Here is an 18,019-nt window from a genome sequence, read left to right on the forward strand (position 1 = left end):
ACAAGCAGAGTAGGTGTGGTCGGGAGGGCGAATCGAGGATTTTAAACGGCAGCGCCATGGGGCCCGCTGAAACATCCCTTGACGGCCGTCAACCCGGCCGGGAGGGAAGCTGCGACGCTGCACGCACCAGCCGCCACAGCCGAGCCCAGGAGACGCCCCCACCATGTCCGCGATGCCCACACCGACCGCCATCCGCATCATCCGCGAGGAGCACCAGGCCCTCAGCGCCATGCTCAGCTCGCTGCACCTGCTGCTGCGCCAGCACCGCCAGGACGGCACGCCCGTGCGCTTCGACGTGCTGCGCGCGATGCTGTTCTACATCGACGAATTCCCCGAGCGGCTGCACCACCGCAAGGAGACCGACCTGCTGTTCCCGCTGATCCGCGCCCGCAGCGACAGCGCTGGCGAGATCCTCGAAAAACTCGACCGCGACCACGGCGTCGGCGAACGGGCGATCCGCGATCTGGAGCACACGCTGCTGTCCTGGGAGATGCTGGGCGACAGCCGCCGCGACGGATTCGAGCAGGCGGTGGAGCGTTACCTGTCGTTCTACCTGAAGCACATGCAGCTCGAAGAGGAGGTCGTGCTGCCGCTGGCGCAGCAGGTGCTGGAACCTGCGGACTGGGCCGTGCTCGACGACGCCTTCAGCGAGAACCGCGACCCGCTGACCGGCCACCCGCCGTCGGCCGAATACGAGCAGCTCTTCAGCCGCATCGTGCGCACCGCGCCGGCCCCCATCGGCCTGGGGGGCGCAGCCTGACAGGCCGCGCAGGCGACCCGCAGGCGCAGGCCCCGGACGCCACAGCGGGCTCTACACTCCGGAGCCCGTGAATACCTCCACCACCCCACCCTCCCTGCCGCCGCGCGCCATCGTGCTCGCCGCGGGCCGTGGCGAGCGCATGCGCCCGCTGACCGACACCACGCCGAAGCCGCTGCTGCCGGTCTTCGGACGCCCGCTGATCGAGTGGCACCTGCTCGCCCTCGCCCGCGGCGGCGTGCGCGAGGTGGTCGTCAACACCGCGTGGCTGGAAGACTGCTTCCCCGCCGTGCTCGGCGACGGAGCGCGCTTCGGTCTCGCCATCCGCTACTCGCACGAAGGCCGCGACTACGGCGGCGCGCTGGAGACGGCCGGCGGCATCGCCACCGTGCAGGACTGGCTCTGCGCCGACGGCCGCGAGGCCTTCTGGGTCGTCTCGGGCGACATCTGGGCGCCGGATTTCCGCTTTGACCAGGCGCGCGTGGACGACTTCCTCGCCAGCGGCCAGGACGCCCGGCTCTGGGTCGTGCCGAACCCGCCCTACCACCCGCGCGGCGACTTCGACCTCGCCGGCGAACGCGTCACCTACGCCAACTTCGCGCTGATGCGACCGACGCTCTGCGCGGGGCTGCCTGCCGGGCGCCGCGCCGCCCTCGGGCCGCTGCTGATCAGTGGGGTCGCGGCCGGCCGGATCGGGCTGGAAGCGGGTGTCGGGCGCTGGGAAAACGTCGGCACGCCGGCGCAACTCGCAGCGCTGCAAGGACAGCCCCACCCTGGCGCCTAGAATTCACGCCAAACAAGTCCAAGCCCCCCACGCCCTCCCTCGTCCTCCAAGCTGCCCACCACCATGCTGACCTTCCAGCAAATCATTCTTCGCCTTCAGGAATACTGGGACGCCCAGGGCTGTGCGCTGCTGCAGCCCTACGACATGGAAGTCGGCGCCGGCACCAGCCACACCGCCACCTTCCTGCGCGCCCTCGGCCCCGAGCCGTGGAAGGCCGCCTACGTCCAGCCCAGCCGCCGCCCCAAGGACGGCCGCTACGGCGAGAACCCGAACCGCCTGCAGCACTACTACCAGTACCAGGTCGTGCTCAAGCCCGCGCCGGCCAACATCCTGGAGCTGTACCTCGGCTCGCTGGAGGCACTCGGCTTCGACCTGAAGAAGAACGACATCCGCTTCGTCGAGGACGACTGGGAGAACCCCACGCTCGGCGCCTGGGGCCTGGGCTGGGAAGTCTGGCTGAACGGCATGGAAGTGACCCAGTTCACCTACTTCCAGCAGGTCGGCGGCATCGACTGCAAGCCCATCACCGGCGAGATCACCTACGGGCTGGAGCGGCTGGCGATGTACCTGCAGGGCGTCGAGAACGTCTACGACCTCGTCTACGCCAAGGGCACGAACGGCGCGGCGGACCTGAAGTACGGCGACGTGTTCCACCAGAACGAGGTCGAGCAGTCCACCTACAACTTCGAGCACAGCAACGTCGAGTTCCTGCTGCACGCTTTCGGCGCGCATGAAGGCAACGCCCAGCACCTGATGACGCAGAAGCTGGCACTGCCCGCGTACGAGCAGGTGCTCAAGGCCGCGCACACCTTCAACCTGCTGGACGCCCGCGGTGCCATCAGCGTGACCGAGCGCGCCGCCTACATCGGCCGCATCCGCAACCTCGCGCGCAGCGTGGCCGCCGCCTACCTCGACAGCCGCAAGCGCCTGGGCTTCCCGATGGCGCCGAAGGACTGGGCCGACGAGGTGATCGCGAAGATCGATGCCGAAGCCGCCAAGAACGAAGCGAAACACGAAGCCAAGAACGACTCGAAGAAGGCCGCCTGAACCATGAGCACGCAGAACCTCCTCGTTGAACTCTTCGTCGAAGAACTCCCGCCCAAGGCGCTGAAGAAGCTGGGCGAATCGTTCGCCGGCACGCTGGCCGCCTCGCTGAAGGCCAGCGGTCTGGCCGGTGCCGATGCGGTGGTGACGCCGTTCGCGTCGCCGCGCCGCCTCGCGGTGCATGTCACGGGCGTCGCGGCCAAGGCCGCCGACAAGTCGGTGCAGCAGAAGCTGATGCCCGTCGCCGTGGCGCTGACGGCCGATGGTCAGCCCACCCCCGCGCTGCTGAAGAAGCTCGCCGCGGTCGGCGCCGACGCCTCGGTCGTGCCGCAGCTCAAGCGCCAGCCGGACGGCAAGGCCGAAGCGCTGTTCCTCGACTCGGTCGTCGCCGGCGCCACGCTGGCCGACGGGCTGCAGAAGGCGCTGGACGAAGCACTCGCCAAGCTGCCGATCCCCAAGGTCATGACCTACCAGCTCGCCGATGGCTGGTCGAGCGTGCACTTCGTGCGCCCCGCCCACGGGCTGGTGGCGCTGCACGGCGATGACGTGGTGAACATCCAGACGCTCGGCCTGACCGCCGGCCGCACGACCACCGGCCACCGCTTCGAGGCCGCGAACCCGACCGTCACGCTGCGCCACGCCGACAGCTACGCCGAGCAGCTCGCCACCGAAGGCGCCGTGATCGCCGGCTTCGACGCCCGCCGCGCCGAGATCGTGCGCCAGCTCACCGCCGCCGCCGCGAAGGAAGGCCTGAAGCCGATCGACGACGACGCGCTGCTCGACGAGGTCACCGCGCTGGTCGAGCGGCCGAACGTGCTGACCTGCCAGTTCGAGGCCGAGTTCCTCGCCGTGCCGCAGGAGTGCCTCATCCTGACGATGAAGGCCAACCAGAAGTACTTCCCGCTGCTGGACAGCCACGGCAAGCTGACCCACAAGTTCCTGATCGTCAGCAACATCAGCCCGGCCGACCCGAGCGCGGTGATCCAGGGCAACGAGCGTGTCGTGCGCCCGCGCCTGGCCGACGCCAAGTTCTTCTTCGACCAGGACCGCAAGAAGACGCTGGCCTCGCGGGTCGAGGGCCTGTCCAAGGTCGTCTACCACGGCAAGCTGGGCACCCAGGGCGAGCGCGCCGAGCGTGTGCGCGCCATCGGCCACGCCATCGTGCAGCAGCTGAGCATGGCGACGCTGCCGTACACGGTGGACGCCGAGGACCACTTCAAGGTGCTCGACAGCAAGGTGCAGCAGGCCGCGCTGCTGGCCAAGACCGACCTGCTGACCGACATGGTCGGCGAGTTCCCGGAGCTGCAGGGGATCATGGGCGGCTACTACGCGCGCCACGAGGGCCTGCGCGACGGCGTGGCCATCGCCATCGAGGACCACTACAAGCCGCGCTTCGCCGGCGACGCGCTGCCACGCAACCACACCGGCACGGTCGTGGCGCTGGCCGACAAGCTGGAGACGCTGGTCGGCCTGTTCGGCATCGGGCAGCTGCCGACCGGCGACAAGGACCCCTTCGCGCTGCGCCGCCACGCGCTGGGCGTGATCCGCATCCTGGTCGAGAACCACCTGCCGCTGGACCTGAACGAACTGATCCAGGCCGCCCTGCCCGCCTTCGGCGAGCGCATCACCGACCCGAGCACGCCGCTGCGCGCCTTCTTCGCCGACCGCCTGTCGGTGTCGCTGCGCGAACAGGGCTACAGCGCGCAGGAAGTGGACGCCGTGCTCGCGCTGGCACCGAGCCGCCTGGGCGACATCCCGCGCCGCCTGGCCGCGGTGCGCACCTTCTCGGCGCTGCCGGAAGCCGCTTCGCTGGCCGCGGCCAACAAGCGCATCGGCAACATCCTGAAGAAGGCCGAGGGCACGGTCGAGGCAAGGATCGACGCCGCGCTGCTGCAGGACGCCGCCGAGCAGGCGCTGGCCGCCGCGCTGCAGTCGGTGCAGCCACAGGCCGACACGCTGTTCGAGCAGGGCGAATACGCCGCCAGCCTGCAGGCCCTCGCCGCGCTGAAGGCCCCGGTGGACGCCTTCTTCGACGACGTGATGGTCAACGCCGAAGACCCCGCCCTGCGCGCCAACCGCCTCGGCCTGCTGAAGACGCTGCACGGTGCGATGAACCGCGTCGCCGACCTGTCCCGGCTGGCGAGCTGACATGGGCGAGCGCAGCGCCATCCGGCTGGTCGTCCTCGACCGCGACGGCACCATCAACGAGGACCGCGACGACTACGTCAAGTCCCCGGAGGAATGGGTGCCGATCCCGGGGGCGCTGGAGGCCATCGCCCGGCTGCACCAGGCCGGCTGGCACGTCGTCATCGCGACCAACCAGTCGGGCCTCGGGCGCGGGCTGTTCGACATGTACACGCTCAACGAGATGCACCTGAAGATGAACGCCCTGCTCGCGCCGCTGGGCGGCCGGGTGGACGCGGTGTTCTTCTGCCCGCACGCCCCGGAAGACGACTGCCGCTGCCGCAAGCCGCTGCCGGGGCTGTTCGAGGACATCCGGCTGCGCTTCGGGCTGGACGACATGTCGGCAATCCCGGCCGTCGGCGACACGCTGCGCGACCTGCAGGCGGCCACCGCCGTCGGCTGCGCGCCGCACCTGGTGCGCACCGGCAAGGCCGCCACGCTCGACGAGGCCGGTGTGCAGGCCCTGCGCGACCAGATCCCCGGGCTGACCGTGCACGCCAGCCTCGCCACCTTCGCCGAAGCCCTGCTCGGCGCCGAACGCAAGAAACACAGCGACGCCCGCGCCGAAGGCAAGCGCCTCGCGGGTGGTGGCGCTCCTGCCTGAACCGATCCCTGTCCATGCTCATCTACCTGCGTTCTGCCGTCTTCCTGCTCTGGCTCATCGTCACCGTGATTCCCTGGAGCCTGGTGGCCGTGCTCGCCTCGGCGTTCACGCGCGGTGCGCCGCTGTACTGGCTGTGCGCAGGCTGGCTCAAGGTGGCGATCCTGGGCGCGCAGTGGATCTGCGGCGTGCACTGGCGCGTGCAGGGCATGGAACACGTGCCGACCGCGGCCGACGGCACCGCCTCGGTGATCCTGGTCCCGAAGCACCAGTCGACCTGGGAAACCTTCGCCTTCCCCGCGCTGATGCCGCACCCGCTGGCCTATGTGTTCAAGCGCGAGCTGCTCTACATCCCCTTCTTCGGCTGGGCCATCGGCCGGCTGGACATGGTCCACATCAACCGCGGCCGCGGCTCGGACGCCTGGCGCAAGGTCGTCGAGCAGGGCACGCGGATCATGGCCCAGGGCACCTGGATGATCATGTTCCCCGAAGGCACGCGCACGCCGCGCGGCAGCCAGGGCGAGTACAAGTCCGGCGCCTCGCGGCTGGCGGTGACGACGAAGACGCCGCTGGTGCCGATCGCCGTGACCTCGGCGCGCTGCTGGCCGCGCAAGAGCTTCCTGCTGCGCCCGGGCACGATCGACATCTCCATCGGCCGCCCGATCCATCCGCAGGGCCGCCGCCCGGACGACCTGATGCGCGAGGTCGAGGCGTGGATCGAGTCCGAGATGCGCCGCCTCGACCCCGAGGCCTACACCACACCGCAAGGCTGACCGGCCGCGCATCGTGCCCGTGTCCCCACGCTCCACCGCCGACACCGGGCTCGCCCACTCCGAAGCGCTGCTGCGCCCAGCCGAAGCCAACCGCGAGCTGGTGCTCGGCGGCCTGCACCTGGGCTACCTGCTCAAGCGCGCCACGCGCCGCACCATCGGCTTCGTCGTCGGCCCGCGCGGGCTGGCGGTGAGCGCGCCGCGCTGGGTCAGCCAGCCGCAGATCGACGGTGCGGTGCAGCTCAAGGCGGACTGGATCCTGCGCAAGCTCGCCGAACAGGGGCAGCGTCTGGTACAGATCGATGCAGCGCGGATCGCATGGCGTGACGGTGCACGGGTCCCCTACCTCGGCGAAGACCTGCTCGTGCGCACCACGGGCACGCTGACACGCACCGTGCTGCAGGAAGCGCAGCCCCACCTCGGCCAGCCGCGCACGCTGCACCTGCGCCTGCCGGCGGGCGCCACGCCCGCACAGATCCGCGACAGCGTGCAGCGCTGGCTGCAGCAGCAGGCCCGCGCGCTGTTCGAGGCCCGCATCGCGCACTTCGCGGCGGCGATGGGCGTGCAGGTCATCCGGCTGCGGCTCAGTTCGGCGCGCACCCGCTGGGGCAGCGCGAGCAGCGACGGCAGCGTGCGGCTGAACTGGCGCCTGGTCCACTTTCCGCTGGCCACGCTCGACTACGTCGTGGTGCATGAACTGGCCCATCTGCGCGAGATGAACCACAGCCCGGCCTTCTGGGCCATCGTGCGGGCCGTGATGCCCGACTACGAGGCCCGGCGGCGCACGCTGAAGGACGGGGTGGTTCCGGTCTTCGACTGACCGCTCAGCGCGGCATCACGACCGTGTCGATGACATGGATCACGCCGTTGCTCGCCACCACGTCGGCGGCCGTGACCCGGGCACTGTCCACGGTCACGCCGCTGGTCGTGCCGAGCGTCAGCTCCTGGCCCTGCACCGTGCGGACCTTGCCGGCCTTGACGTCCGCGGCCATCACCTTGCCGGACACGACGTGGTAGGTCAGCACCTTGGTCAGCGCCGCCTTGTCCTTGAGCAGGGCATCCAGCGCTTCCTTGGGCACCTTGGCGAAGGCTGCGTCGGTGGGGGCGAACACGGTGAACGGGCCCGGGCCCTTGAGCGTGTCCACCAGGCCGGCCGCCTGCACGGCGGCGACCAGGGTCTTGAAGCTGCCGGCCTGCACGGCGGTCTCGACGATGTCGGCGGCCAGCGCGGCGGTGGCGCTGCCGAAGGTCAGGGCGAGGGCAATGAGGGTCTTCTTCATGACGTGCTCCAGTTGAGACCGCTCCGGGATGGGATCGGTCAGGACGTTTCACGGTCCGAGGCGCCATCGTAGGGAGGGATCAAGCGGTGCAAGTCCGTGCAGTCTCTGCGATTCAAACTGACGACAGCTGAGAAAATCTCTTGTGAATCAATGACTTGTATGCCGAACCTCTGCATCCGCCCGCGCCATGAGGTGGCTCACTGGATGAGCCACAGCTTAAGGTGAAGGTGGCTCCGGCCGCCCAGCCGGCTGCCGGGCAAGCGATCGCGCTGGTCCGGCAATTGCAAAGCCCTCCATTCCTTGTTCCTTCCTACCCCCAGCCGAGGTGCACAGTGGCCAAGATTCCTCCCGGTGTCGGTCCGCGGTTTCCGCAGGTCGTCGTCCTGTTCGGTGCGACCGGTGACCTGGCGAAGCGCAAGCTGCTGCCGGGCCTGTTCCATCTCTCCAGCGCGGGCTTCATCCCCGGCTGCCGGATCATCGGCGTGTCGCTCGACGACCTCGACACCGACGGTTTCCGCCAGACCGCCCGCAGCGCACTCGGCGAGTTCTTCAGCCGCAAGATCCCCGACGCGGACTGGGAAGCGTTCTCCGCCAGCCTGGAGTACGTGCCGCTGTCGGCCGGCGCGGACGCGCTGAAAGCCGCGGTGGACCGCGCCGAGCAGAGCCTGGGCAGCGAATGCCGCCGCCTGCACTACCTGAGCGTGCCGCCGAACGCGGCGCTGTCGGCGGTGCGCCTGCTGGGGGCGGCGGGGCTGGTCGAGCGCTCGCGCATCGTGATGGAGAAGCCCTTCGGCACCGACCTGGCCAGCGCAGTGACCCTGAACGCCAAGCTGCACGAGGTCTTCGCGGAGGAACAGATCTACCGCATCGACCACTTCCTCGGCAAGGAGCCGGCGCAGAACATCCTGGCGTTCCGCTTCGCCAACGGCCTGTTCGAGCCGATCTGGAACCGCAACTTCATCGACCACGTCCAGATCGACGTGCCCGAGACGCTCGGCCTGGGCAAGCGCAGCGGCTTCTACGAGCAGACCGGCGCCTACCGCGACATGGTGGTGACGCACCTGTTCCAGATCCTGGCTTTCATGGCGATGGAGCCGCCGACTTCGCTGGAGCCGGTGCCGATCAGCGAGGATAAGAACAATGGTTTTACACCCGTTGGCAGGCTGGAACTGGGCAAACTTCTACATCAGCCACCTGAACGGAAGATGAACCAGCAATGTGGTATTCGCGTGCGTGAGAGTGCTGGCGCTGGTTGCGAACCATCAAGGCGTAGCACTGCGAGCACACCCTTTGGGGCACTTCTAGAAACCGGCCCTGCAGCCCTGAACCTGGTCTGAGCCTGCACAAATCCAGCTCAGACGAGCAGTGGATGACGGCTGCCAGCCGCTGTCCCCGCCGTCGCGGTACCCCGCGACGGGGTTTTTCCCCTCACGCGGGCTGTGCGGACGCACCTGCGCTCTTGACCAGCCACACCAGCCTGCGCGCGTTGTAGGCCGCGCACTGCAGCGTGATCGCCAGCGCATTGCGCGCCAGCGTCATCGCCCGCACGCACTTGCCGCCCTGCTGGCTCAGCGCCGCAAAGACGTGCTCGACCCGTGCCCGCGTGCGGTTGATCGTCTTGTTGCGCTGCTTGAGCCGAACCTTGGCCGTCTGCCCTGGCTTGGCGCGACGTGCGATGCCGTCGGCCAGTCCGTGCTGCTGCAGCGTCTGACGGTTGGCCGCGCTGTCGTAGCCCCGGTCGGCCAGCAGCCGCTTGCGCGTGTTCGCCACCTGCAGCACGTCGGGCAGTTGCTGTCCGTCGTCCGCGTTGGCCGCCGTGATCTTCATCTGGCGGATCAGCTTGTAGCGTGCGTCCACGTTGCCGTGCAGCTTGTAGCCGTAGTACGCCTTGCCGTGCTTTTGCGTCCAGCGCGCGTCCCGGTCGGTGTGCGCCAGGCGCTTCTTGCTCCAGCCCTCGGGCGCCTCCCCCTTGTTCAGCGCCTCGCGCTCCCGGGCGTTGGCCTGCGTGATCGGCGCCTGCACGATGCTGGCGTCCACGATCTGCCCGCCCCTCGGGATGAAGCCGTGCCGCTGCAACTGCTGGCTCAACGCCTCGAAAATCGCCCGGCCTCCCAGCCCGCCTTCGGCCAGCCGCTGCCGGAAGTTCCACAGCGTGCGTGCGTCCGGAATGTTCAGCGCGCCGTCCAGCCGGCAGAACCGCTGGAAGCTCATCCTGTCGAGCACCTGGTGCTCGCACTGCTCGTCCGACAGGTTGTACAGCCCTTGCAGGAACACCATGCGCACCAGCGCCTCGGTCGGGTACGGCGGGCGTCCGCCCTTGCTGCGGTCAGCGCGAGGGCAAGCTTTGTCCACCGCCGAGGCCATCGCTGCGAAGTCGATCAGTTCGTCCATCGCCGCCAGCGTCTGCACGTAGCCCTCCAGCTTGGCCTTGCGCTGCTGCACCACGAACAGGTCGTCCGCGGCCTCCTCAGGAAAGAAGCTCGATGGCTTGGTGCGGGGTGTGATCATGGGGCGGCATCTTGCCGCAGCGCGCGGCTCAGGTGGCGGTCAGGGTCGGTTTCTAGAAGTGCCCTTTGACCTGATGTCAGCATTCATGACACCAGATTGACCACTCAAACCCCCCCTGTCGTCGGCTAGAACCGCCTACAAGGCCCGCGAACCTGCCCGGACGCACCAGCGCACTGCCGAGGGGTTTTAGAGGCTTGTAGAGGCTTTTTGAAGGCAGAACAGACCTGATGTCGGGAAAGCCGACACCATCGGAAACCAGCGCCAGCAGAGTAGGAGATGCCGCCGTTTTTGGCTGTATCTCCTACCTGGACAAGCCATTCCAAAAAGAAAGCCCCAACAATACACAGATTTTCCTGGAAGCCGATTTCAGCCCATTTTCGACGCATCCAAAAAGAAAGCCCCAACAATGGCACCTAAGCCTATTTTAGGCACCAGCCACTTTCCTCAAGCATCTGCAATTCTCCAGCCCCTGCGGGGCAGAGCCTTAGCTCGGGGGAGTGTGCGTTCTTTTTTCAATACTCAGTTCTCGACAACTTGATGGAAAATTCTCCATTGCTCTTTGCTGCTACCCATTGAACCAGTTCTTCCACTGAGACATCTACATCTGTAGCGACACAATCATGGATTTTCAAACAACGACCACCAGCTTGATGGACGCATTCAACGAGCATTTCACGAACTACCTTTTCCAACAATTCGCAAGTCCAATACAACTTTGTAAAGCCCGCAGCGTCAGCGAAGGGCGATGTCTGTTTGAAGTTTGAAGGAACCGCGCATTGTGGCAAATACAACTTCAATGAGACGATGTTTTTCATGAAACCAACAATGAAGGGCATCGACCGCAGTTCCTCCCATTTGGCGAGGTCATAGTCCAGAGCCTCGAAGATGGTGTATTTCGACAAGACATCAACATTCCGGGTTGCATTCAACTTCGCACCAAACAACAACGACGACAAGATTACTTTCACCTGACCGACAGAGACATCAAGTTTTTCCGCAATAGCGAGACGAAGTTCGTCGGGCTGACTAACCAAGTATTCCAGATACATCAGTTGAACATTCGGGCGGATAACTTTCATCGCTTGTAGTGCCAAAGTCGGAAAGCAACTTTTGATGTCAAACTGAAACTTGTATCCGTGCTTGGCGAGCAACTTGTTTCTAACAAACTTCGATTCAGAGACAATCTCGTGAAACTCTCTTGAAGACATCTTCTGTTTCGGCTTCGAATAAGCAAATTCACCTGATTGAAGTTCCGACGAATACTTGCTTTCAAAGTATTCGATGCGTGCTTTCAAGTAGTATTCAAGGCATTCTTCCGCAGACCAATTCAACTTGCGAATGAACGGATTGAACTCGGACAACTCCAACTTGTAGCGATTGTTCTTCTTACCTTTGACATACTTGCCAACACGAAGCAGCAAACAATCTTGAAGTTCTCTGGTTGATTTACCCTCACCGAATACCAACTCACTGCGAAGTTCCTTTGAACTAATTTCACGCACAACTTTCGAACTTGCACCTTTGAATTTCCCGAACAGGTATCCCACAACACACTTGATGCGATGCTCAATTCTCGGGTCAGACAACTGGTGCGAATTCAACCAAGCAACAGAACGAATTCCTTCATTTCTAAAAATGTCTGTATTGTTGGGTCTTTCTTTTGAACCAACATCAATCCGACAATCATCATTTACAACTTCTTCAATTTCACTTACAATAGCGCATTCACTTAAATACATCACGAACTCCTAAAAGTTTCAGGTCAGCGAACAACCTGGAACAGACTAATAGAAGCCTTTGCGAACGATTACATTCAAATCGTTCGCAAAGGCTTTTTGCTTTTTACTTCTTAGACATTGCCAAGATTTTGGCTTTCTTTTCAAGTCGAGTGCTAATTCCTTTGAGCCACAACTTGTCAGACTTCGATAGCAGCAATTCATAGGCAACATCATCAACCAATTCCTTCATCTCGCGAACTTTCAGGCGCAGACTTAGGATGAACGCATCTTCAACAACAACATTCTTTTGAACACTACTCATACCAGACCTCTTTCGATAAAAATACAACTTCACTGGTATTTAAGCACTTTGTATCAAAACTATCAAGGTATGAACCGATTTCAATTAAACCGCCATACTCGGATGAATTCAAATTCAGGAATTACCAACTCGCTACATCAGTGGCGGCGCTACGGGCTATAAAAGTATCCATTTTCAACTTCGCTCATTCATTCAGCGCGGCCATACAAGTCCGCTACTTTAAGCAAAAATCCTTATGAATCAACAACTTACGCGAACTTCTTTCAACTTCGCTCTATCAGTCGCGGCGCTACGCACCAACTAATTCAAACTTCGCAGCAATAGAACTTCATTCCGGCTAATCAACTCGCCTCGCATCTTTCCGGGAACTTTCCGTTGATACATTTTTCAATCGTTGTGAATAGTTCGGACAATGGTTTTACTAAACTTTTAGTAGAAGTTTCAAGAGCCATGAATGCTCCCGACTTTTCGGGAGCATGGTCAGCACTACCGGGAACACGATTTACCACTTTCGGATCTGGCGAACTCACCCACTGCTGATAATTTCATTTCCGCCAATCAGTAGTGATAACGCACAACTTCAGTAGCGATATGTCAAAGTTATCGCTACTGAAGTCATTTATCACCACCAATCGACCAACAGCAGCACATCCAGCGCCAGCAGCACACCCCCCATTCAGGGGTATGCCAAAATACCCGGTTCGGGACCGTTCCAGCCAACAGATTTTTAATTCTGACGGGTGGCGGTAGGTGGCGGGGGGTCTTCAAAACCAGCACTTCAAGTTTGAATAGATGTCCAACAAACAAACTTCCAAATTTTATTTTTGAACAAAAAAATGGGGGGTCTGCCCAGATTTGGGGACACCCCCTCACTAAACTTTTAGAACTCGATTACTTCATCAACTTATGAACAACAATCCGACAAGGCGAACTTGGAATCTTAATCAACTCACTCCAGCCATCCGCAACAACTTCAACACATCGCAAATCTTCTTCCTGATTACGAACAACAAGTTCTTTAACCACAAGTTTCAGGTATTGAGCCAATCTCATGCGGATGGACAACAAATCTTCATCTTTGCCTTTATTCAACATTTCGACGAACTTCCAATAGCCTGACGAAGCATTCACCCAGTGATTAGGTTTTTCAATCATTGATGAGGCATTTACAAGTTCTGCTTCCAACTGGGCAACTTCAAGTTCTATCTGCGACAACCTAGAACCGACAACTTTGGGGACAACTTTTCCGCTTGTAAAGTAGGCCATCAAACTGGTTTCCTCGACCTGAAGTTTGCCAATCCGAAACTTTAACAACTTGATTTCATCCGCTGGTTCTTTGGTTTCTGTTCCAACTACAATTTTATTCAAGTCAAACTTGCTGAACAGGAAGTCCAGAACTCCATCTTCAAAGTCTGAATACCGAACTTTGGGCAATTTACAAGTCGAACTTTTAGTCAGCCTACAACCAAGCCGATTGTATTTCGGGTCCAAGTCAGTGAAGATTCTAAACTGCGAACCGCAATCACCGCAGCGAAGCAGCCCAGAGAACAAGTTGAAGCACTTCACGGACTTTGGTTTGCGACCACCACCAGAACCCGCCTTCCCGCTCTTGGAATCGAGAATAACGAGAACTTGCTCGAAAACCGCATAGTCAATCACAACTGGATAGTAGTCCGCCAGAACTCCACCAATCCGGTCATAGTGCTCCAGTATTCCGCAGACATTCGGTGATTTGATTAAATGCGACACCATCCAGTCAGTCCAAGGTCTTCCATTGAACCGCAACAGACCTTCACTATTCAAGATTTTGGCAATCCGCGTTGAACCATACCCATCAAGGTATAAGTCGAAGACCCGTCGAACAATCATCACCTGTTCCGCAACTTCAATGAACGAACCATCTTTGGCAACTTCTAACCAGAATGGTGTTCGACTACCAACATGGAAAGTTTCACCAGCAGCAATCTTCAACTTTGCTTCGGCTCTTTTCGCAGCATAGGCCGCCAAAATCCGTTCTTGCGTCCGTTGCGATGCGGTGAATGAAATTCTTATTTCTTGTGAGATTTGCTCAATTGACGATAGACCACTATTGATTGTCTCCGCAGACCACAGTTTCAACAAGTTCGCGACATAGATGGAACCACCAGCATTGATGATTTCTAAAAACAGCGAGACACCTTCAACCACTGGAAGTCGCGTCAGTCGGTCAAGGTATTCGACCACCAGCACAGATCCCCGAGGAACAGCGCCAGCATGAAGCGCATCAATCCACTTTCGCAGTGCTGAACCATCGGCCACATTTGCGCCCGTATAGGCACTCAAACCCGCATCAAGCAGGGCATCCCCTTCCGTCCAGTTGTGGAGCAAACAAGCCTGCTCAAAAGCCCTCTCTTGTCGTCGCTCACTGTCGCCAGCAGCCTGTTTTTTAGTGCTGAAGCGGATGTAGGAATACGCGGTTGTCATCGTCAATCACCTTCTGCCAGGAACAAGTAAATCGACCAAATTTCAGTCGAATGAAGTTCCATACCAACCACCGAGAAACCTAAGGTCTTCCGCAGCATGCTGCCGATCCAGCCGGCCGACGTGGTGCGCGGGCAGTACAGCGGCTACCGCAACGAGGAAGGCGTCGACCCCGACTCGGACACCGAGACCTTCATCGCGCTGAAATGCCACATCGACAACTGGCGCTGGGCGGGCGTGCCCTTCTACCTGCGCACCGGCAAGCGGCTGGCGGAGGGGCAGCGCATCATCTCGATCGCCTTCCGCGAGCCGCCGAAGAGCATGTTCCCGCCGGGCTCGGGCGTGGGCTCGCAGGGGCCGGACCACCTGACCTTCGACCTCGCCGATGCGTCGAAGATGTCGCTGTCCTTCTACGGCAAGCGGCCCGGGCCGGGGATGCGGCTGGACAAGCTGAGCCTGCAGTTCGCGATGACCGACACGGGGCTGGCGGGCGAGGTGCTGGAGGCCTACGAGCGGCTGATCCTGGACGCGATGCGCGGCGACCGCACGCTGTTCACCACCGCCGAGGGCATCGAGCGGCTGTGGGAGGTGTCGCAGCCGCTGCTGGAGGCGCCGCCGCCGGTGCGCCTGTACGAGCAGGGTTCGTGGGGACCGAAGCCGGTGCACCAGCTCATCGCGCCGCATGCGTGGCGGCTGCCGTTCGAGCGGGCGTGGCGCAAGCAGAACGTGCAGGGCGGCTGACGACCGTTCGTTCCGCGCCAAGCCGGATCGGTCACGGGCTCAACGCACCGCGTGGCCCTGCTGCCCCAGCGTGTCGACAAGACCGCGCCGCACGGCACCGACATCCGCCGGCCGCTGTGCCCGGTGGCGTGCCACCTCGTCCGCCCGGTACGGCACCCAGCCCGGCGGCGCGGTGTCGGCAGAGAACTGCGGCACCATCCAGTTCGTCAGGTCGGCGATCTGCGCGTCGCTCAGGCCGGCGTTGTTGACCCCGGGCACCTGCACCAGGAAGGCGCGCCCCTCCGGCAGCCGCAGGAAGTGCCCGAGCGCGCCGCGCATGCTCGGCACGCCCTGCGCAGGATGCCCGCTGCCGTCCATCAAATGACAGCCTGCGCAATGCACCACGTACAGGCTGCGCACGCTGCTGGCGGGGGCCGTCGCCGGCCCGTCGAAGCGGATCGCGCTGGCCATCGCCAGCGGACGGGGTGACACGCTGCGCTCGGCCATGACACCGACCGATGCAGTCAGCCACAGCAGCCCCATCCACCCCTGTTTCCCGACAAGCCTCCAGCGCATCACGCGGCCCTCCTTCGTGCTCACTCGCCCAGGATCTGCTGGCGCCGCAGCCGGGTGCGCGCCGGATCACCCGGCCCCTGCCGCAACGAGGCGACCTCGGCCGCGGTGTAGGCCACCCGGTCGGGAACACCCTGGAGCGTCGCCAGGTGGGTGGCCACCAGCGCCAGCGCCTCGTCGTCCAGAGGTGCGGCAAACGCCGGCATGCTGCCCACGAAGACCTGTCCACCCACCTGGATCCGCCCGGACAGGCCCTTGAGCAGCACGGTGGGCAGGTAGTCGCGCTGCCCGCCCAGCGCCGCCCAGTGCGCGCCCTTGAGCGCCGGGGCGAGGCCGACGGTGCCGCTGCCATCGGCCTGGTGGCAGGCGGCGCAGTGCTGCGCGAACAGCGCCGCGCCGTCGCGGGCCGGCTCGGCGAGCGCGCCGGTGCTGCCCAGCGCGCCCATCAACAGCAGCGACCACCCAAGCCGGTGCGTCGTCATGCAACCCATGGTGCGTTTCATGCCAGCCCGACGATGACCGAGGTGGTGCAGTGGAACATCGGGCTGGTGTTGGCCATGCACCAGTTGATGTCGTTGTGGACCCCCAGCCGGTAGCCCGGGCGCTCGCGCTCGTTGTTGTTGCACAGGCACTGGCCGCACGAACTCTTGCCGCAGCAGTCGTTGTAGGACACGAGGTAGTGCCGGTTGTCGTTCGGGTTCAGGCAGGTGCCGACCCACGACACCTTGGACGCCTCGGTGCCGGGCGGGCACTGCGTCAGCGAGCCGCCGCAGCAGGTGCAGAGGTAGCCGTCGAACGCGCAGTAGCGCCAGTACTCGCACTTGGCGGGGTCGTTGGGGTCGGGTTTCGGCGCGGCGCCACCTGCACCGGCAGCGTGGGCAGTGCCGAACTGGCCGCTGCGGTCGAAGGGCAGCATCGGCAGCACGGCGCTGCCCACCATCGCCGCGCCCAGCTTGCCGATCAGGCTGCGGCGGCCGTGGCTCTGCGCGGTGCGGCGCAGACGGCGCTGCGCGAAGCGGTCGATCCAGTCGTGGAAGGAAGCCATGTGGAAAGTCCTTTCAGTCCGGCGGTTCAGGCCGCAGAAGACGAGGAGGCGGCGAGTTCGCGGTCACCGCCGAGGTAGTGCTGGATCGAGTGCTGGCCCATGTCGTGGGCGTTGAGCAGGCTGTCGAGCTGCTCGCGCGAGTTCACCAGGCCCTTGGCAACGACGGTGCCGCGCCGGTCGAGCATGACGCCATACGGCAGGCGCGAGACGCGGTAGGTCATGCCCAGCTCCTGCGACAGCACGTAGGGGAAGTCCTCCAGCTGGTGCTCGCGGACGAACTTCAGGTGGGTGGCCGCCTCGCCGTCGCTGGCCAGCACGATGCGCACGGTGCGCGACTCGGCCCGCTGCAACGCCTTGAGGATGGGCAGCAGCTTCTTGCACACCGGACAGGTCGGCGACAGGAAAAACACCAGCGTCGGCAGCGCGTTCGGCGTGCCGATCTCGACCCGCTCGGACTGGATGCCGCTCAGCTCGAACATCGGCGACAGGCTGCCGATGGCCGGGCCGGAATCGGTCACCAGCGCGCCCATCGGCGCCACGCGCTCGAACAGCACGCCCACTTGCCGGGACAGCGCCCACAGCATCACGGCCAGCGCCAGCACGGCCAGCCACAGCAGGATCACGGAAAAGGTCAGTGCGCTCATGTGGAACTCCGGGAAGACAGGGTTTGGTGAGATTGGTGAGATTGGTGAGATTGGCGGTGGAGGTGGTCCAGGTGCGCGGCCTGGCGCAGCACCTGGTTGAAGGCGGCGTACAGCAGCGTCAGCAGCAGCCAGCCCGCGACGACCGCGGCGATGTCGCCGGCCGTGATGGCGCGGTCACCGGACGGCAGCGCCGCCAGCCCGGCCAGCCCCAGCAGCACGACGTTGCGCGCCACCAAAGCCCACGACAGCGGCAGCGGCCCGCCGCCACAGCCGCAGTCCGGGCGCCGACCGTGCGCGAGCTGCCAGGCCATCGCCGCCGCGTAGGTCGCCAGCAGCACGGCGCACAGCCCCGCCGCCAGCGCCCGCCACGGCGTCATCAGCCCGAGCGCTGCGACCAGTTCCGCCAGCGGCAGCGCCCAGGTCATCGCGCCCAGCGCTGCGTCCGGCACGCCGTAGGCCGCCAGGTGCTGCATGAACAGGTCGCGGTCGCCGAGCTTGGCTGCGCTGGCGTGCAGCATCAGGATCACCAGCGCGCCGGTGGCCAGCATCAGCACCAGCGGATCAAGGGCCGCGACAAAAGAGACGAAGGAGGTGTCCATCGCTGGCGCC

18 protein-coding genes are annotated in these 18,019 nt (G+C 63.5%); 9 read left to right on the forward strand and 9 right to left on the reverse strand.

Annotation, left to right across the window (positions count from 1 at the left end; all coding sequences use genetic code 11):
• The first annotated feature begins 163 nt into the window (after positions 1–163).
• The 7 genes from BDD16_RS05545 to BDD16_RS05575 all read left to right on the forward strand — a co-directional run bounded on the left by BDD16_RS05545 (position 164) and on the right by BDD16_RS05575 (position 6,960).
• Entirely contained in the window at positions 164–760 is a 597-nt protein-coding gene (locus BDD16_RS05545; RefSeq protein ID WP_310732862.1) for a hemerythrin domain-containing protein, read from the forward strand.
• 67 nt (positions 761–827) lie between these two features.
• A complete protein-coding gene (locus tag BDD16_RS05550) occupies positions 828–1,541 on the forward strand; it encodes a nucleotidyltransferase family protein (RefSeq protein ID WP_310732861.1) in 714 nt (237 codons plus the stop codon).
• Between the two features lie 63 nt (positions 1,542–1,604).
• A complete protein-coding gene (gene glyQ, locus BDD16_RS05555) occupies positions 1,605–2,588 on the forward strand; it encodes a glycine--tRNA ligase subunit alpha (RefSeq protein WP_179633026.1) in 984 nt (327 codons plus the stop codon).
• A 3-nt stretch (positions 2,589–2,591) separates the two neighbouring features.
• Positions 2,592–4,733 (forward strand): glycine--tRNA ligase subunit beta, encoded by a 2,142-nt coding sequence (gene glyS, locus BDD16_RS05560; protein ID WP_179633027.1) that lies wholly within the window; start codon positions 2,592–2,594, stop codon positions 4,731–4,733.
• A 1-nt stretch (position 4,734) separates the two neighbouring features.
• The gene (gene gmhB, locus BDD16_RS05565) at positions 4,735–5,373 is read left to right on the forward strand and encodes a D-glycero-beta-D-manno-heptose 1,7-bisphosphate 7-phosphatase (protein ID WP_179633028.1); all 639 of its coding nucleotides are present in this window, start codon (positions 4,735–4,737) and stop codon (positions 5,371–5,373) included.
• Between the two features lie 14 nt (positions 5,374–5,387).
• Positions 5,388–6,143 carry a lysophospholipid acyltransferase family protein gene (locus tag BDD16_RS05570; protein WP_179633029.1) on the forward strand — a complete coding sequence of 252 codons (756 nt, stop codon included), beginning with the start codon at positions 5,388–5,390 and terminating at the stop codon, positions 6,141–6,143.
• 19 nt (positions 6,144–6,162) lie between these two features.
• The gene (locus BDD16_RS05575) at positions 6,163–6,960 is read left to right on the forward strand and encodes a M48 family metallopeptidase (RefSeq protein ID WP_310732860.1); all 798 of its coding nucleotides are present in this window, start codon (positions 6,163–6,165) and stop codon (positions 6,958–6,960) included.
• Between the two features lie 4 nt (positions 6,961–6,964).
• On the opposite strand, the gene BDD16_RS05580 is transcribed toward BDD16_RS05575, so the two are convergent.
• The gene (locus BDD16_RS05580; protein WP_179633030.1) at positions 6,965–7,420 is read right to left on the reverse strand and encodes a fasciclin domain-containing protein; all 456 of its coding nucleotides are present in this window, start codon (positions 7,418–7,420) and stop codon (positions 6,965–6,967) included.
• 332 nt (positions 7,421–7,752) lie between these two features.
• On the opposite strand from BDD16_RS05580, the gene BDD16_RS05585 reads away from it, so the two are divergent.
• Positions 7,753–8,757 (forward strand): glucose-6-phosphate dehydrogenase, encoded by a 1,005-nt coding sequence (locus BDD16_RS05585; protein ID WP_179633031.1) that lies wholly within the window; start codon positions 7,753–7,755, stop codon positions 8,755–8,757.
• A gap of 91 nt (positions 8,758–8,848) precedes the next feature.
• On the opposite strand, the gene BDD16_RS05590 is transcribed toward BDD16_RS05585, so the two are convergent.
• The 3 genes from BDD16_RS05590 to BDD16_RS05605 form a co-directional block, all read right to left on the reverse strand.
• Positions 8,849–9,928: an IS5 family transposase gene (locus BDD16_RS05590; protein ID WP_179633032.1), complete on the reverse strand. Its 1,080-nt coding sequence runs from the start codon at positions 9,926–9,928 to the stop codon at positions 8,849–8,851.
• A gap of 512 nt (positions 9,929–10,440) precedes the next feature.
• On the reverse strand, positions 10,441–11,667 hold the full coding sequence (locus BDD16_RS05595) for a hypothetical protein (RefSeq protein WP_179633033.1): 1,227 nt from the start codon (positions 11,665–11,667) through the stop codon (positions 10,441–10,443).
• Between the two features lie 1,192 nt (positions 11,668–12,859).
• Complete coding sequence (locus tag BDD16_RS05605; protein ID WP_179633035.1) at positions 12,860–14,431, reverse strand: recombinase family protein; 1,572 nt, start codon at positions 14,429–14,431, stop codon at positions 12,860–12,862.
• A gap of 60 nt (positions 14,432–14,491) precedes the next feature.
• Between BDD16_RS05605 and BDD16_RS05610 the strand changes: the two genes are divergently transcribed.
• Positions 14,492–15,169 (forward strand): glucose-6-phosphate dehydrogenase, encoded by a 678-nt coding sequence (locus BDD16_RS05610; RefSeq protein WP_310732847.1) that lies wholly within the window; start codon positions 14,492–14,494, stop codon positions 15,167–15,169.
• Between the two features lie 39 nt (positions 15,170–15,208).
• Here BDD16_RS05610 and BDD16_RS05615 read toward each other — a convergent pair whose 3' ends face one another.
• The 5 genes from BDD16_RS05615 to BDD16_RS05635 are packed head-to-tail and all read right to left on the reverse strand — an operon-like array spanning position 15,209 to position 18,009.
• Positions 15,209–15,724, reverse strand: a complete 516-nt coding sequence (locus BDD16_RS05615; RefSeq protein WP_179633036.1) for a c-type cytochrome — start codon at positions 15,722–15,724, stop codon at positions 15,209–15,211.
• A 20-nt stretch (positions 15,725–15,744) separates the two neighbouring features.
• Positions 15,745–16,224, reverse strand: a complete 480-nt coding sequence (locus BDD16_RS05620) for a c-type cytochrome (RefSeq protein ID WP_180552392.1) — start codon at positions 16,222–16,224, stop codon at positions 15,745–15,747.
• On the reverse strand, positions 16,221–16,766 hold the full coding sequence (locus tag BDD16_RS05625; protein ID WP_179633038.1) for a methylamine dehydrogenase light chain: 546 nt from the start codon (positions 16,764–16,766) through the stop codon (positions 16,221–16,223). Before BDD16_RS05625 ends, BDD16_RS05620 begins: the two co-directional genes overlap by 4 nt.
• Positions 16,767–16,792: 26 nt before the next feature.
• Entirely contained in the window at positions 16,793–17,410 is a 618-nt protein-coding gene (mauD, locus tag BDD16_RS05630; RefSeq protein WP_179633039.1) for a methylamine dehydrogenase accessory protein MauD, read from the reverse strand.
• A complete protein-coding gene (locus BDD16_RS05635) occupies positions 17,407–18,009 on the reverse strand; it encodes a MauE/DoxX family redox-associated membrane protein (RefSeq protein ID WP_179633040.1) in 603 nt (200 codons plus the stop codon). The genes mauD and BDD16_RS05635 overlap by 4 nt, the downstream gene beginning before the upstream one ends.
• Positions 18,010–18,019: the final 10 nt, after the last annotated feature.

This window comes from Sphaerotilus montanus (assembly GCF_013410775.1).
GTDB lineage: Bacteria > Pseudomonadota > Gammaproteobacteria > Burkholderiales > Burkholderiaceae_C > Sphaerotilus > Sphaerotilus montanus.